We start from the raw sequence: 15,806 nt of genomic DNA on the forward strand, positions 1-15,806 counted from the left end.
ACCCTATTAGCTTTGGGTGTTGCCCTTGCAGTGTCAAGGAAAAATCGAAAATCGCCGGATTCTTGGAACGAAGAAAGCTCCGTCAGCGTGGTCATCGACCTTCTGCGGAGTTGGGTAGGTGCTTGATTTTAGGGGGGGGTATGGGGCCACTGGAGGGAATCGAACCCTCGACCTGCCGATTATGAGTCGGACGCTCTAACCGATTGAGCTACAGTGGCATTGAGTAACTACAAACTAACAAAAATTGGCTCCAAATACCACACTGGCATTCGTACCACATAAGAACCGTGGACCAAAGGATTATGAGTCCTCTGCTCTAACCAACTGAGCTATAGGCCCTCAGTAGGCGGCGGATTATAGCGACGGTTTCGCGGCTGTGCTATCCGAAAAATCCGATACGGTTACATGCAGAAATGTCGCGGCGAATTCGTCCGGTGGCAACGGCAGACTGACGATGTAGCCCTGGATCTGTTCACAGCCTTCCGCGGCAAGGAATTGTTGTTGCGCCTGGGTTTCCACGCCTTCGGCAATCACGGTGAACTGCATGCTGCGGCCGAGTGCGATGATGGCGCGCACGATCGCCGCGTCGTGGGGGTCGTCGGGCAGTCCGCGAACGAAAGACTGGTCGATCTTGAGGATGTCCAGCGGCAGGCGCTTGAGGTAGCTGAGCGAGGAATAGCCGGTGCCAAAGTCATCGATCGCCAGTTGCACGCCGAGGTGTTTGAGCTGGTGCAGTACCGCCAGCGCCTCCTCGGCCTGACTCATGATGAAATTTTCGGTAATTTCCAGTTGCAGTAAATCCGGGCGCAGGCGGTTTTCCTTGAGCAGCTGTTCGATGCGCACCAGCAGATTTGGCTGGCGTAGTTGCGCGCCGGCGAGGTTCACCGAAAGGGGGCCGAGTGGTTGGTAGATCCGGTTCCACTCGAACATCTGCCGACATGCGGTTTCCAGCACCCAGTCACCGATCTGCAGGATCATGCCGTTCTCTTCGGCCAATGGGATGAAGTGTTCGGGTGGCACTTCGCCGAAGGTCGGGTGGCGCCAGCGAATCAGAGCTTCTGCACCGACCAGACGGTGGTCGTCCAAGCTGATTTTCGGCTGGTAGTAGAGAAACAGTTCGTCGCGCTCGATGGCGCGGCGCAGTTCGTGTTCCAGCGCTATGCGTTCACTGGCCTGGGCGGTGAGGTCGCGTGTGTAGCTTTCGACGCGGTTGCGCCCCTTGGCTTTGGAGCGGTACATCGCCGCGTCGGCGTTTTTTACCAGCGTGGCCACGTCGCAACCGTCTCGTGGATAGAGGCTGGTACCGATACTGGCGCTGATGAAAAACTCGTGTTCGCCGGCCTGAAAAGGCGCACCGAAGCAATTGAGCAGTTTCGTCGCGATGTTGTCGGCGTCGCTGGCTTGCTGCAAGCCCGGCAGCAGAAGGATGAATTCGTCGCCACCTAACCGCGCAACGGTATCGATATCCCGTAACTGTTCCTTCAGGCGCACGGCGATGCCCTTGAGCAACAGGTCGCCGACCGGGTGGCCGAGGCTGTCGTTGATGTGTTTGAAGCGATCGAGGTCGAGAAACAGCACGGCGCCCTGGCCGCCATTTTCCTGTTGGCTGGTGAGGGCCATTTGCAAACGGCTTTCGAATAATGTGCGGTTCGGCAAGCCGGTGAGCGGGTCGTGGTGAGCCTGGTAATCGAGCTTGGCCTGGGCGTGCTTGAGGCTGGAAATATCGGCGAACACCGCGACGAAGTGGGTGATGAATTTGTCACGATTGCGCACGGCGCTGATGGTCAGCCAGCTGGGGTACAGCTCGCCATTCTTGCGCCGGTTGGAAATCTCGCCTTGCCAGTGGCCTTCATCGGTCAGCTGGTGCCACATCGCCGCATAGAAAGCGCTGTCATGCAGCCCCGACGCCAATAGCCGTGGCGTGTGGCCCAGCGCTTCGCTTTCGCTGTAGCCGGTAATTTCAGTAAAGGCGCGATTGACCGCGCTGATGTGTTGTTGGGTATCGGTGATCAACACGCCTTCGGCGGTGCTCTCGAAAACGGTCGCGGCCTGTTGCAGTTTTTCCTGCATGAGATGGCGTTCGGTGATGTCGCGGGCGATGGTCAGCATGCAGTCTTCGTCGCCGATCGGCAGTGGGCGACTGGAGACCTCGCACAGGCGGATCTGCCCATCGCTGCGACGGATATGACAAGTGAAGTCGCGGACAAAACCGTCGCGTTGCAGCAGGTCGAGCATCTGTTTGCGTTCATTGAGGTTGACCCAGATCCCCAGATCCAGCGTCGAGCGATCTACTGACATGGCGCTGTTGAAGCCGGTGATGCGACTGAAGCCTTCGTTGACCTCCAACAGCAGCCCGTCGCTCTGGCGCGACAGCAGCAAGCCATCCGGTGATGCATGGAAAGCCTTGGCAAACTTCTCCTCCGAGGTTTGCAGTTGCTGTTGCGTTTCCTTGAGCTGGCTGATGTCGCGCACTACAACCACCAGCGCCGGGGTGGTGTCGAGGTCGAAGGGCTCGGCGGAAATCAGCCCGGTGAACACTTGGCCGTTATTGCGGCGAAAGGGCATTTCCAGATTGCGGATGCTGCCAGCCTGCAAACGCTGCAAGAGGCCCGGCCCGACGCCGGGAATGCCCCAGATATTGAGATTGGTGGCAGTTTGGCCGATCACGTCCTCGGCCCGTAGGCCGATCTGCTCTTCGAACGCCTCGTTGACCTCCAGCAGGCAGCCGTCGGACAGGCGTGCGATCACCAGAATGTCCGGGCATTGCTCGAACACCGAAGCGAATTTCTGCTCCGACAGGCGCAGCGCCTCTTCGGTGCGCTTGATTTCGCTGATGTCGATCATCAACCCGCGCATCACTGGCTCGTGGCCATGCTCAATCAGGCTGACGATATCGCGCACCCACAGGCAGCGGCCGTCGACGGTGATCACGCGATAGTCAACGATATGGTCGCGGCCCTGGCGCAGCGCTTCCTTGCAGTAGTTCTGCGTGCGGGTCAGGTCGGCGGGGTGAATGATGTTGTGCCAGAAGCCCGGGATCAGCCAATGAGCCTGTGGATAACCGAGCAAATCCTCAGCGTGCGGCGAAACATAGCTGTAGGTGAAGTCGCTCATACGCGCTTCCCAGGCGATGGCCGACAAGCTCTCCACCAGGCCGCGGTAGTGATATTCGCTGCTGCGCAATTCCTGCTCAAGGTCGATGCGCCGGGTGATTTCAGAGCTCAGGCGGCGATTGATGCGGATTACCACGGCCAGGATTGTCATCAGCAGCAACAGGCCGGGCAGCCCGTACATCAGCAGGTCCGACCAGAAGGTACGGTGGTCGAGCACATTACCCACCCAATGTTCCTGGATGCTGCTGATTTCCGCTGGCGTCATGTCGGCGAGGACTTCATCGAGAATCCCGACGAGCACTTTGTTATCGCGGGGCACAGCCATCGCCAGTTGATAACGATACGGCGTTTCGCCGCTGACGTAGAGGCCGTCGAGCTTGAGCTGGCGCAGGCTCCAGACGCTGGAAGCCAGATCGCCGACTACCGCGTCCACTTCATCGGTCGCCAGCGCTTGCAGCGCTGAACTGACATTGGGCATGGCGACCAGATTCAGATCGGGGTGGTGAGTGCGCAGCAGTTCGTGGGGGGCGTAGTTTTCCACCACAGCGATTTTCAGCCCGTACAAGTCGTCAAGTTTGCGCGGTTGGGCGCCACCGACATGGGCGAGGATGACGATCGGGAAGTCGAGGTACGGCCGGGTGAATGACAGATAGTTCTGGCGCTCCGGCGTCGACATGATTCCCGGCAGCAAATCGATCTTGCCCTTCTTCACCTGCTCCAGCACTACCGTCCAGCTCACTGGTTCGATGGGCGTGAGTTTGATCGCCAGGCGTTGACGGATCACGTCGATATAGTCGGCTGCCAACCCTTGATAACGGTTCTGATCATCCCGAAATTCGAACGGCGGCCACGATGCATCGACACCCAGGCGCAAGTCAGGGTGAGCCGCCAGCCAGCTGCGTTCTTCATCGGTGAGAGTCAGCGCGTCAGCCGTGGCGGTGCAGATCATCAATGACAGCAGAAAAAGCACGGGCGCCAGTCTGGGCATAACGCTCTCGTCAGGGCTGGGGGGATTGTTTCGAGTGTAGACGGGGTATGCGGCGGGGAGGGGGGAGCGGGGAATTTAATCTGCCATAAAACAAAACCCCCGGCCTGGGCCGGGGGTTCTGGTGTCACTCGTCGAGGAAGGAGCGCAGATGCTCGCTTCGCGTCGGGTGGCGCAGCTTGCGCAGCGCCTTGGCTTCGATCTGACGGATCCGCTCACGCGTTACGTCAAACTGTTTGCCGACCTCTTCGAGCGTATGGTCGGTGTTCATGTCGATACCGAAACGCATGCGCAATACCTTGGCTTCACGGGCAGTGAGGCCGGACAGTACTTCGCGAGTCGCTTCCTTCAGGCTTTCCACCGTGGCGACATCGATTGGCGACTGCATGGTCGAGTCTTCGATGAAGTCGCCCAGATGGGAGTCTTCGTCATCACCGATCGGGGTTTCCATGGAGATCGGCTCTTTGGCGATCTTCAGTACCTTGCGGATCTTGTCCTCAGGCATTTCCATGCGTTCGCCCAGCTCTTCCGGGGTCGGTTCGCGACCCATTTCCTGCAACATCTGCCGGGAAATACGGTTGAGCTTGTTGATCGTCTCGATCATGTGCACCGGAATACGGATGGTGCGGGCCTGGTCGGCGATCGAGCGAGTGATCGCCTGACGGATCCACCAGGTGGCATAAGTCGAGAACTTGTAGCCGCGACGGTATTCGAACTTGTCCACCGCTTTCATCAGGCCGATGTTGCCTTCCTGGATCAGATCGAGGAATTGCAGGCCGCGGTTGGTGTACTTCTTGGCGATCGAGATCACCAGACGCAGGTTGGCTTCAACCATCTCTTTCTTCGCGCGGCGGGCCTTGGCCTCACCGATCGACATGCGACGGTTGATGTCCTTGATTTCTGCGATGGTCAGACCGGTTTCGGTTTCCAGCGCGATCAGCTTCTGCTGGCAACGAATGATGTCCGGCTGTACGCGACCGATGGCTTCGGCGTACTTGCTCTTGCCTTTGGCCAGAGCGTCGGACCAGCTTTCGTCGACTTCATTGCCAGGGAACTGACGCAGGAAATCGGCGCGCGGCATACGTGCATCACGTACGCACAGTTGCATGATCGCGCGCTCTTGCTGACGCAGACGATCCAGGGCACTGCGCACACGCTCGACCAGGGCTTCGAATTGCTTCGGCACCAGTTTGATCGGCATGAACAGCTCGGCCAGAGCGAGCAACTCGGCAACGGCTGCCTTGTTGTGACGACCGTGCTTTTTCAGCGCCTTGCGGGTGATTTCCATCTGGTCGGCCACGGCGCCGAAGCGCTGCGCAGCAATGACCGGGTCCGGACCGCTTTCGGCTTCTTCTTCGTCATCGGAAGATTCGGCTTCATCGTCGTCGGTATCGTCGTCGGCCTTGACGGCTTTCGGATCGACCGGCGGCGGCACTTCTGCCGCAGGCGGCGCGATGCCGTCGTCCGGGTCGATATAACCGCTCAGGACGTCGGACAGGCGACCACCTTCGGTGGTGACGCGGGTGTACTCGGAGAGAATGTGGTCAACCGTGCCAGGGAAGTGCGCGATTGCGCTCATCACTTCACGAATGCCTTCTTCGATCCGCTTGGCGATTTCGATTTCGCCTTCACGGGTCAGAAGCTCGACCGTACCCATTTCACGCATGTACATGCGCACCGGGTCAGTGGTGCGACCGATATCGGTCTCCACCGCCGCCAACGCAGCGGCTGCTTCTTCCGCAGCGGCCTCGTCGGTATCGGCGTCGGCCAACATAAGGGCGTCCGCATCCGGAGCACTCTCGTGTACGGGGATCCCCATGTCGTTAATCATGCGGATGATGTCTTCCACCTGCTCCGGATCTGAAATATCCTCGGGCAGGTGGTCGTTGACCTCGGCGTAAGTCAGATACTTCTGCTCACGACCCAGTTTGATCAACTCAATAATACGAGACTGCTGTTGCGCTTTTCCGGACATAACACCCTATCCACTGAAGGTCTTGGCGGGCAAAAAACAAGCCGAGGATTATACCTGAGCTATGACCTCACGCGCCAGTTGAGGTCGGGTTTGATGCGGAAACATTGCGACTTAAAAGGTCGCGCAGTTGATTTTTCTCTTCGACGCTCAGTTCGCTTTGCCGCGCTTTCCTGAGTAACTGTTCGAGATTTCGCTCGCGTTGGCGGGCTGACAAGCTAGTAATGGTGTCGAAAAACTGTTGTTCAAGGTTATCTCCATCAATCAGCCATTCCTTTTCTGCCAGTGCCTTTAGCAAGCGACCCTGTTCAGTGCCGTGCCATCGCGCGATCAACTGAAATGAGTTTAGCTTGGGATTCTTCTGTACGGCTTCCAGCAACGCCACAAGCAGCTGGGCGTTGGTCTGATTTTCATCGGCGATGTGCCCGGCGTCTTCGACGCGCTTGGCCAGTTGCGGATGATGGAGCAATGTTCTGAGGGCCGTCAGGGTTGGCGATTCAACGCCAATCGGTGTGCGCGGGCGCTGCTGTTCGCGATCGCCGCCACGCTTGCCATTCTTGTCCCACGGTTTCTTGTCCCACTTCTTGCCGCCGGCGCCGGGTTTCTTCGGCGTCCATTCCTGCTGCGGCACATACATGTCCTGTGCCTGCGGCTGATGGTAGTCGCTGTAATCCGGCATGGCGTCGTAATCGATGCCCGGATCGTAAGCGGGCGGTGCTTCCTGCGGCGCACTCTGAACCAGTTGGCTGACGGTCTCGCTGCTCAGGCCGGTGATTTCTGTCAGGCGCTGGCGCATCAGGATGCGCAGATTCGCGCCCGGCACCTTGTCGATCAGCGGTGCGGCGAGAGTGGCCATGTGCGCCTTGCCCTCGAGCGAGCGCGGATCGGATTCTTCGGTCAGTTGCTGAAAAAAATAGTCGGCCAGCGGCTGCGCGTGCTGATTGATGCGCGCCTTGAAGGCATCGGTGCCTTCGGCGCGAACCAGGGTATCCGGGTCTTCGCCTTCGGGCAGAAACAGAAACCGCGCGCGACGACCGTCCTGCAGGCACGGCAGGGTCGCTTCCAGTGCGCGCCACGCGGCGTTGCGGCCGGCCTGGTCGCCGTCGAAGCAGAACAATACGTTCGGCACAACGCGGAACAGGCGTTTCAAGTGTTCTTCGCTGGTTGCGGTACCCAGCGTCGCGACGGCGTTGCGCAAACCTTGCTGGGCAAGGGCGATGACGTCCATATAGCCTTCGACAACGATGATTTCGTCGAGGTTGCGATTGTTCTTGCGCGCTTCATAAAGGCCGTAGAGCTCCTGGCCTTTGTGGAATACCGGAGTTTCCGGTGAGTTCAGGTACTTGGGCTTGTCGTCGCCCAGTACGCGGCCGCCAAAGGCGATGATTCGTCCGCGGGTGTCGCGGATCGGGAACATCACGCGATCACGGAAGCGATCATAGCGCTTGCCGGTTTCGGCGTTCTCGATCAGCAGGCCGGCTTCGATCATGGCCTTTTGTTGCAGGGTGTCGCTGCTCAGATGCTTGAGCAGATTGTCCCAGCCCGGCGGAGCAAAGCCGAGGCCGAAATCCCGAGCGATCTCGCCGGTCAGGCCGCGTCCCTTGAGGTAATCCACAGCAGCCTTGCGCGACGGATGACTCTTGAGTGCCTGCCGATAGAAGTCGGCGGCGGCGGTGAGAAGCGGATACAGCGGCGAATCGGTCGGCTGGCGCGGCTTGCGCTCGCGGCCGCTTTCTTCGCGAGGGATTTCCATGCCGGCGGCTTTGGCAAGATCTTCAACGGCCTGGGGGAAATCCAGGTTGTCGTGATCCATGAGAAAGCCGAGGGCGTTGCCACCGGCGCCGCAGCCGAAGCAGTAATAGAACTGCTTGTCGGGGCTGACGCTGAATGACGGGGTCTTCTCTTTGTGGAACGGGCAACAGGCGGTGTAGTTCTTGCCGGCCTTCTTCAATTGCACGCGCGAGCTGACCACGTCGACGATGTCGGTGCGGTTCAGCAGGTCGTCAATGAAGCTCTGGGGAATCAGCCCGGCCATGGCGTTCTCGTCGTCTGCGCTGTAATGAGTCCGTTGCGACAGGCTGTCGGACGCGGGCCATTGTTGGAAACGCACAAAATATGCGGCTCGACCGGTGTCGTCTGCGTGATCGCTGTCGGGAAGTGTATCTGCCGAAAATCCACTGACGTTAGTACCTATCAGTCTTCGACTATTTGGAAGTGTTGCGCCGAATCCGCTGACGGCCGGTTGTCGACCTCGGATAGCTCAATAACGCGGGCACGCATACAGGTGCCTTGGGCTGATCGTCGTAAGAGGAATCAGTGGGTGTGCTCGTCAGTAGCCTTGAAAGGCTCGTCAGAAAAGACGTGCACCGCTGGCAAAAGAGCCAGGCCTGACGCGGTGAAGCAGATTTGTCTCGGTCGCATCGGCGGCGTCGACGGTGAAGCATCAAGCGTTTTACGCAAATGCCATTAGCCCGGCTGAGGGCCGGGCTTAGGCAAGAAGCTTGCTACGAACGTCTGTGTATTAGTACAGACGAACGGCGCGGCGCTGTTCGCGCTGAACTTTCTTGGCGTGACGCTTAACAGCGGCTGCTGCCTTGCGCTTACGCTCAGAAGTTGGCTTCTCGTAAAATTCGCGGCTACGAACTTCAGCCAGTACACCGGCTTTTTCGCAGGAGCGCTTGAAACGACGCAGAGCTACGTCGAAGGGTTCGTTCTCTTTTACTTTGACGGCTGGCATCCAGAGCTACCTTCATTCATTACCGGGGTCAACATCCTCGCGGCAAAAGAGCACTTGAAGACGTCGGTTTTTAAGGGTTGCGGATGTTAACCCCTCATCGCTCGGAATGCAAAGCCTCTGATCGAAAACCGCTGGTCGGGGCATCACGTGGCGACTATCATGCGCGCCTTCGAATTCAGCCTAAACAAGGCGCAAACCCATGCTAGTACTGGGATTAGAAACCTCCTGCGACGAAACCGGCGTCGCATTGTATGACAGTGAGCGTGGTCTGTTGGCGGACGCACTGTTCAGTCAGATCGACCTGCACCGCGTCTATGGCGGTGTGGTCCCGGAGCTGGCCTCGCGTGACCACGTCAAGCGCATGCTGCCCTTGATCCGTCAGGTGTTGGCCGAGGCCGACTGCGTGCCGACCGAGATCGATGCAATCGCCTACACTGCGGGTCCTGGCCTGGTCGGCGCGTTGCTGGTCGGTGCTTCCTGCGCACAGGCGCTGGCGTTTGCCTGGGGCATACCGGCGCTTGGTGTGCACCACATGGAAGGCCACTTGCTGGCACCGATGCTGGAGCCGAAACCGCCTGAATTTCCGTTCGTCGCTTTGTTGGTCTCCGGTGGGCATACGCAGCTGGTTCAGGTCGATGGCATTGGCCAATACAGCCTGCTCGGCGAGACGCTCGACGATGCGGCCGGCGAAGCTTTCGACAAAACCGCGAAGATGATGGGCCTGAATTACCCGGGCGGGCCGGAAATCGCCAAACTGGCCGAGAAAGGCGTCGCAGGGCGTTTCACCTTTCCGCGTCCGATGTGTGATCGCCCAGGGCTGGATTTCAGCTTCAGCGGGCTGAAAACCTTCGCCCTCAACACTTGGCAGCAATGTGTCAGCGCCGGGGACGACGGCGAGCAAGCCCGTTGCGACATCGCGCTGGCGTTCCAGCAGGCTGTGGTGGAGACTTTGACCATCAAGTGCAAGCGCGCCCTGAAACAGGCGGGGATGAAGCGGCTGGTGATTGCCGGCGGCGTCAGCGCCAACAAGGCGTTGCGGGTTTCGCTGGAAAAAATGCTCGGTGACATGAAAGGTGATGTGTTCTACGCGCGCCCGGAGTTCTGCACCGACAATGGCGCGATGATCGCGTTTGCCGGTTGCCAGCGCCTGAAAGCCGGCCAGCAGGAAAGTCTGGCAATCACCGTGCAGGCACGCTGGCCGATGGAGCAGTTGTCGGCACTGTGATCAGCGATGCTCACGAACGACATTTAAAAATGCCGTTCGCGCCCGGCAAACAGGTCGCGTAGATTGCCGCGGTGACGCCAGACAATCAGCAAGGTCAGCGCGCTCATTGGCAGCAAGGCTTCCGGCTCCTGCCAGGCCAGCAACGGCAGGGTCAGTGGCGTGGCAATCAGCGCCGCCAGTGAACTGGTGCGGGTCAGGTAGAACGTCAGCAGCCAGGCGCACCCGGCCAGCAGCGCGGCGGGTGGATACAGGCCGAGCAACATGCCGGCAGCCGTGGCGACACCTTTGCCGCCGCGAAAGCGAAAGTACAAAGGGAACAGGTGACCGATCACGGCGCACACGCCAATCCAGGCCTGATCCTGCAGGGAAAGGCCCGCGCCGGAGGCGATCAGCACCGGCAGCAGGCCTTTGCACAGATCACCGAGCAGGGTCAGGATCGCCAGTTTGCGACCGGCCAAGCGCAGCATGTTGGTGGCGCCGGCATTACCCGAGCCACTCATTCGCGGATCGGGATTTCCGGTCAGGCGGCTGAGCAAAATGGCGAAGGACAGCGAGCCGAGCAGGTAGGCGAGAATCGCCAGTAACCAAAACATGCTAACTATTCCGGGCGAGGACGCCCTGATTCTAACGGCGCATCGCGCCCTTGTCGTGCAGCGGAGAGAAGTGCTTGGACAGAGTGTTTATCGAGGGCCTGGAAGTCGACACCGTGATCGGTGCCTACGACTGGGAGCGCGGCATCCGTCAGTGTCTGCGGCTTGATCTGAGCTTTGCCTGGGACAATCGTCCGGCCGCCGCCGGTGACGACCTGACCCAGGCGCTCGATTACGCCAGTGTCTCCGCGCGCATTCAGGCCTTTGCCGAGCAGGCGCAGTTCCAGTTGGTCGAGACCTTTGCCGAGCGTCTGGTTGAAGTGCTCATGACCGAATTCAAGATCACCTGGGTGCGGCTTAAACTGACCAAGCCGGGCGCGGTGCCGGCGGCCAAGGGCGGTGTGGGTGTGGAGATCGAGCGCGGATGTCGCTGACTCAGGTCTATCTCGGGCTCGGTAGCAATATCGAGCGCGAAACGCATCTGCGCGCCGGGCTCGACGCGCTGGCCAAATTTCTGGTGGATATCCGATGTTCGGCGGTGTTCGAGAGCCAGCCGGTCGGCATCAAGAGCGGGCCGTTCTTCAATTTCGTTGTCTCTGCCTACACTCATCTGTCGCTAATGGAGCTGGATCGCCGCTTGAAATTCATCGAGGCGGACAATGGTCGTTATGCCCCGGATCGCAAGGGCCTGCCGCTGGACATCGACGTGTTGCTGTATGGCGATCTGGTGGGGAATTTCGACGGACTGGTACTGCCCCGGGCGGAAATCCTGAAAAATGCTTTTGTGCTGTGGCCGCTGTCGTTGATTGCGCCGGATCGGGTGCATCCGGGGGTGGGCAAGAGCTTTGCGACGTTGTGGGCTGAGGCGCAAATTGATCAGGTGTTGGCGCCGGTTGCATTCGAATGGAATGGGCAGCAATTGACTCCGTCGAATCTTTAAAGCAAAAGATCGTCCGATCGCGGCCCGAGCCTTCGGACGATCTTTTGATCTTGCTTCAGGCGTTGTCTTTGTAGATCTGCAATGCTTTCAGCCGCTCACGCTTCAGCGCTTCGCCCAATTCCGGCCCTTTGAAGCCCTTCGCCAGCAATGGCTGCACTGCTACCCCGCGCGCAGCGGTTGCGGCTCCGCGTAAATAATCCGCCTGTGGGTAACTTTGCTGCTCCAAGCCCTTGCGGCCACGCGCATCCATCTCGCACGCAGCGATGAACTCCTCGAAGCGCTGCGGTCGCCGATAGACATCGAAACTCTGCAGCAACTCCAATAGCGTCGAGGCTTTCAAATCCAGCGCCCGGTGCCCATGGGTGTGGTACTGCCCGACCAGCAGCGCCAGTTCCTGACAATCCTTGGGCACCTTGAAGCGCTCGTTGACCGCTTTGATCAATTTAAGACCGGTGTGCTCATGAGCGATATGCCGAGGCCAGTCTTCTTCCGGAGTCAGGCCTTTGCCGAGGTCATGCAGCAGGCAGGCCCAGCGCACCGTCAGCGGCTGCTTGTGCAAGGCTGATTGCTCCAGCACGCTCAGAGTGTGCAGTCCCGTGTCGATTTCGGGATGATGGGTCTCCGGCTGCGGTACGCCGAACAAGGCGTCGACTTCCGGCATCAGCACTCTCAGGGCGCCACAGTCACGCAACACTTGGATGAATACCTGTGGGTGGTTTTCCATCAATGCACGAGAGATTTCCTTCCAGCTGCGTTCGGCAGTCAGGGCCTGCAGTTCGCCGGATTCGCTGAGCTGACGCATCAGGCCCATGGTCTCGTCGGCAACCGTGAAGCCCAGGCCGGCATAACGCGCGGCGAAGCGGGCAACGCGCAGTACTCGCAGCGGATCTTCGGCGAATGCCGGGGAAACATGGCGCAGAATTCGTGCTTCGAGGTCGCGCTGACCATGATACGGGTCTGTCAGGTTGAGCTGCTCGTCCTCGGCCATGGCATTGATCGTCAGGTCGCGGCGAATCAGGTCTTCTTCCAGTGTTACTTCGGGACTTGCGTAGAAGGTGAAACCACCGTAGCCCCGGCCGCTCTTGCGTTCTGTACGGGCGAGGGCATATTCCTCTCCGGTTTTCGGGTGCAGAAACACAGGAAAATCCGCGCCGACCGGGCGAAACCCCTTGGCGAGCATCTCTTCAGTGGTGGCGCCCACCACGACCCGGTCAACATCAGTGACCGGCAAACCCAACAGGCGATCACGTACCGCGCCGCCAACCTTGTAAACCCGCATAAAAAACCTCCGTTAGCCCGACAGGATAACCCTTGCGTCAGACTTGCGGAGGCCGGAACGGATCAAAGATGAATCACGGCCAGGTCGAGCCGGCCGTAATCGCCCTCGCTGTGTTCACTGCGCGGAGGCACATGATGGGTTTTCATGATCTGATCGCCCTGCAGGGTTTCCAGATGAATGTCGAACCCCCATAGCCGATGCAAATGCTTGAGCACTTCGTCGGTTGAATCACCCAACGGTTTGCGGTCGTGCTGCTGATGACGCAGCGTCAGTGAGCGATCGCCGCGCCGATCGATGCTGTAGATCTGCACGTTCGGCTCACGATTGCCAAGGTTGTACTGCGCTGCCAGGGTTTCGCGGATGATCCGGTAGCCACCCTCGTCATGAATGGCTGGTACCAGCAGGTCATCTTTCTGGTCGTCATCAAGGATGCTGAACAGTTTCAGATCGCGGATCACTTTGGGTGACAGATACTGCAGGATGAAGCTTTCGTCCTTGAAACTGCTCATGGCGAACTTGATGGTCGACAGCCAGTCGGAGCCCGCGATGTCCGGGAACCAGCGGCGATCCTCTTCGGTGGGGTCTTCGCACATGCGGCGGATGTCACGATACATGGCGAAACCCAGCGCGTAGGGGTTGATGCCACTGTAGTACGGGCTATCGAACCCGGGCTGGAACACCACGCTGGTATGCGAGGTGAGGAACTCCATCATGAAACCGTCGGTGACCAGGCCTTCGTCATACAGGTCATTCATCAGCGTGTAATGCCAGAACGTCGCCCAGCCTTCGTTCATGACCTGGGTCTGGCGCTGGGGATAGAAATACTGAGCGATCTTGCGCACGATCCGCACGATCTCGCGCTGCCACGGCTCCAGCAGAGGTGCGTGTTTCTCGATGAAATAGAGGATGTTTTCCTGCGGCTCGGCCGGGAATCGGGCGTTGTCCTTGTCGCTGTACTTGTCCGCACCTTTGGGAATGGTGCGCCACAGATCGTTGATCTGCTTCTGCAGGTGCTCTTCGCGATCCTTCTGCCGGCGCCGCTCTTCTTCGGCGGAGATCGGGTAAGGACGCTTGTAGCGGTCGACACCATAGTTCATCAGCGCATGACAGGAGTCGAGCAGGTCTTCCACGGCATCGATGCCGTGGCGCTCTTCGCACTGCATGATGTACTGCTTGGCGAATACCAGGTAATCGATGATCGAGCTGGCGTCGGTCCAGGTCCGGAACAGGTAATTGCCCTTGAAAAAGCTGTTGTGGCCATAGCAGGCATGCGCCACCACCAGCGCCTGCATGCAGATGGTGTTTTCTTCCATCAGATAGGCGATGCAAGGGTCCGAGTTGATCACAATCTCGTAGGCCAGGCCCATCTGCCCACGGCTGTAGGATTTTTCGGTACTAAGGAAGTGCTTGCCGTAGGACCAGTGGTGATAGCCCAGCGGCATGCCCACCGAAGCATAGGCATCCATCATTTGCTCGGCGGTAATCACTTCGATCTGGTTGGGGTAGGTATCCAGCGCATAGCGTGCCGCGATCCTGGCTATCTCGCGGTCGTAGGTCTGGATCAGCTCGAACGTCCATTCGGAGCCGGTGGAAATGGGTTGGCGCTTCTGCTCTTTGGCGGTCATGTCACTAACCTGCGCTGGAAGAGTTCACGGAAGACCGGATAGATATCTCCGGCCGAGACCAGTTGCTGCTGGGCAAATGTGTCAGAGAAGGCTTCGGCGATGCGTTCGTACTCGTACCACAGGGCCTGATGCTCGCGCGGCGTAATCTCCACATAAGTGTAGTACTGCACAAACGGCATGATCTGGTTGATCAGGATGTCCCGGCAGATCGGCGAGTCGTCGTTCCAGTTGTCGCCGTCGGATGCCTGTGCGGCGTAGATATTCCACTCGTTGCTCGGATAGCGCTCGGCCATGATTTCCTGCATCAGCTTCAAGGCGCTGGAAACAATGGTGCCGCCGGTTTCCCTTGAATAAAAGAACTCTTCTTCGTCCACTTCCCGGGCGCTGGTGTGGTGGCGGATGAACACCACGTCAATCTTGTCGTAATTACGCTTGAGAAACAGGTACAGCAGGATGAAAAAGCGCTTGGCGATGTCCTTGGTCGCCTGGGTCATCGAGCCGGAGACATCCATGAGGCAGAACATCACCGCTTTGGAGCTTGGGTTCGGTTGCTTGACCAGCAAGTTGTATTTCAAGTCGAAGGTATCAAGGAACGGCACGCGGTGTATGCGCGCGCTGAGCTTCTCGATTTCGGCTTCCAGTTCCTGAATATCGCCGAAGTTGTCTGGTTCTTCGCGCTTGAGTCGTGCCAGCTCTTCCTTGGCTTCGCGCAGTTTCGCGCGGCTGCTGCCAGACAGCGCAATGCGGCGAGCATGGGCTGAACGCAAGGTTCGAATGATGTTGATCCGCGACGGGTTGCCTTCGTTGCTGATCCCCGCGCGTACGGTTTTGAACGTGTCGGTGCCGGTCAGGTTGCGTTTGACCAGGTTCGGCAGTTCGAGGTCTTCGAACATGAATTCGAGGAATTCTTCCTGGGTTATCTGGAAGACGAACTCGTCCATGCCTTCGCCGGAATTACCGGCTTTGCCCGGACCGCGGCCACCGCCGCCTCCCGGGGGGCGGGCGATATGTTCGCCGGCGGTGAATTCCTTGTTGCCGGGATGCACAACGGTCTGCTTGCCGCCGCGACCATGGTGAAGCACCGGTTCGTCGATGTCGCGACCGGGAATACTGATCTGTTCACCGTGCTCCATATCCGTAATGGAGCGGCGGCTGACTGCCTCTTCGACAGCCTTTTTGATGTGATCACGGTAACGCCGCAGGAAACGCTGACGGTTCACCGTGCTTTTGTTCTTGCCATTGAGGCGTCGGTCGATCACATAGCTCATAGGCCCCTCCGGGGAGCTTCAAGTTTTGAGCCGCAAGCTGCAAGTCGAAGCCGATCCCGAAAAAACTTCGGT

At 59.0% G+C, this 15,806-nt stretch carries 11 protein-coding genes and 2 tRNA genes; 3 read left to right on the plus strand and 10 right to left on the minus strand.

Annotated elements, in window-relative coordinates:
- Positions 1–141 precede the first annotated feature (141 nt).
- The 6 genes from ACP7D9_RS08385 to rpsU form a co-directional block, all read right to left on the minus strand.
- Positions 142–218, minus strand: a tRNA-Ile gene (locus ACP7D9_RS08385).
- A 27-nt stretch (positions 219–245) separates the two neighbouring features.
- Positions 246–338, minus strand: a tRNA-Ile gene (locus tag ACP7D9_RS08390).
- 16 nt (positions 339–354) lie between these two features.
- Complete coding sequence (locus ACP7D9_RS08395) at positions 355–4,101, minus strand: bifunctional diguanylate cyclase/phosphodiesterase (RefSeq protein WP_426156650.1); 3,747 nt, start codon at positions 4,099–4,101, stop codon at positions 355–357.
- Between the two features lie 124 nt (positions 4,102–4,225).
- Positions 4,226–6,073, minus strand: a complete 1,848-nt coding sequence (rpoD, locus tag ACP7D9_RS08400) for an RNA polymerase sigma factor RpoD (protein WP_039757703.1) — start codon at positions 6,071–6,073, stop codon at positions 4,226–4,228.
- 67 nt (positions 6,074–6,140) lie between these two features.
- Positions 6,141–8,105: a DNA primase gene (gene dnaG, locus ACP7D9_RS08405; protein WP_397504714.1), complete on the minus strand. Its 1,965-nt coding sequence runs from the start codon at positions 8,103–8,105 to the stop codon at positions 6,141–6,143.
- A gap of 486 nt (positions 8,106–8,591) precedes the next feature.
- On the minus strand, positions 8,592–8,807 hold the full coding sequence (rpsU, locus tag ACP7D9_RS08410; protein ID WP_002551877.1) for a 30S ribosomal protein S21: 216 nt from the start codon (positions 8,805–8,807) through the stop codon (positions 8,592–8,594).
- Positions 8,808–9,006: 199 nt separating this feature from the next.
- On the opposite strand from rpsU, the gene tsaD reads away from it, so the two are divergent.
- Complete coding sequence (gene tsaD / locus ACP7D9_RS08415; RefSeq protein WP_039757706.1) at positions 9,007–10,032, plus strand: tRNA (adenosine(37)-N6)-threonylcarbamoyltransferase complex transferase subunit TsaD; 1,026 nt, start codon at positions 9,007–9,009, stop codon at positions 10,030–10,032.
- A gap of 23 nt (positions 10,033–10,055) precedes the next feature.
- Here the strand turns inward: tsaD and plsY are convergent, their stop codons facing one another.
- On the minus strand, positions 10,056–10,625 hold the full coding sequence (gene plsY, locus ACP7D9_RS08420; protein WP_101160897.1) for a glycerol-3-phosphate 1-O-acyltransferase PlsY: 570 nt from the start codon (positions 10,623–10,625) through the stop codon (positions 10,056–10,058).
- Between the two features lie 74 nt (positions 10,626–10,699).
- Here plsY and folB point away from each other — a divergent pair, with 74 nt between their 5' ends.
- Positions 10,700–11,056: a dihydroneopterin aldolase gene (gene folB / locus ACP7D9_RS08425; RefSeq protein WP_426156653.1), complete on the plus strand. Its 357-nt coding sequence runs from the start codon at positions 10,700–10,702 to the stop codon at positions 11,054–11,056.
- Positions 11,047–11,562 carry a 2-amino-4-hydroxy-6-hydroxymethyldihydropteridine diphosphokinase gene (folK, locus tag ACP7D9_RS08430; RefSeq protein WP_426156655.1) on the plus strand — a complete coding sequence of 172 codons (516 nt, stop codon included), beginning with the start codon at positions 11,047–11,049 and terminating at the stop codon, positions 11,560–11,562. Before folB ends, folK begins: the two co-directional genes overlap by 10 nt.
- Positions 11,563–11,617: 55 nt before the next feature.
- On the opposite strand, the gene ACP7D9_RS08435 is transcribed toward folK, so the two are convergent.
- From ACP7D9_RS08435 to ACP7D9_RS08445, 3 genes are all read right to left on the minus strand, one after another.
- Complete coding sequence (locus ACP7D9_RS08435) at positions 11,618–12,841, minus strand: multifunctional CCA addition/repair protein (protein ID WP_426156657.1); 1,224 nt, start codon at positions 12,839–12,841, stop codon at positions 11,618–11,620.
- Between the two features lie 62 nt (positions 12,842–12,903).
- Complete coding sequence (locus ACP7D9_RS08440) at positions 12,904–14,466, minus strand: SpoVR family protein (protein ID WP_397479789.1); 1,563 nt, start codon at positions 14,464–14,466, stop codon at positions 12,904–12,906.
- Positions 14,463–15,734: a YeaH/YhbH family protein gene (locus ACP7D9_RS08445; RefSeq protein WP_039757709.1), complete on the minus strand. Its 1,272-nt coding sequence runs from the start codon at positions 15,732–15,734 to the stop codon at positions 14,463–14,465. The genes ACP7D9_RS08440 and ACP7D9_RS08445 overlap by 4 nt, the downstream gene beginning before the upstream one ends.
- Positions 15,735–15,806: the final 72 nt, after the last annotated feature.

It is taken from the genome of Pseudomonas sp. TSRC2-2 (assembly GCF_049897785.1).
Taxonomy (GTDB): Bacteria; Pseudomonadota; Gammaproteobacteria; order Pseudomonadales; family Pseudomonadaceae; genus Aquipseudomonas.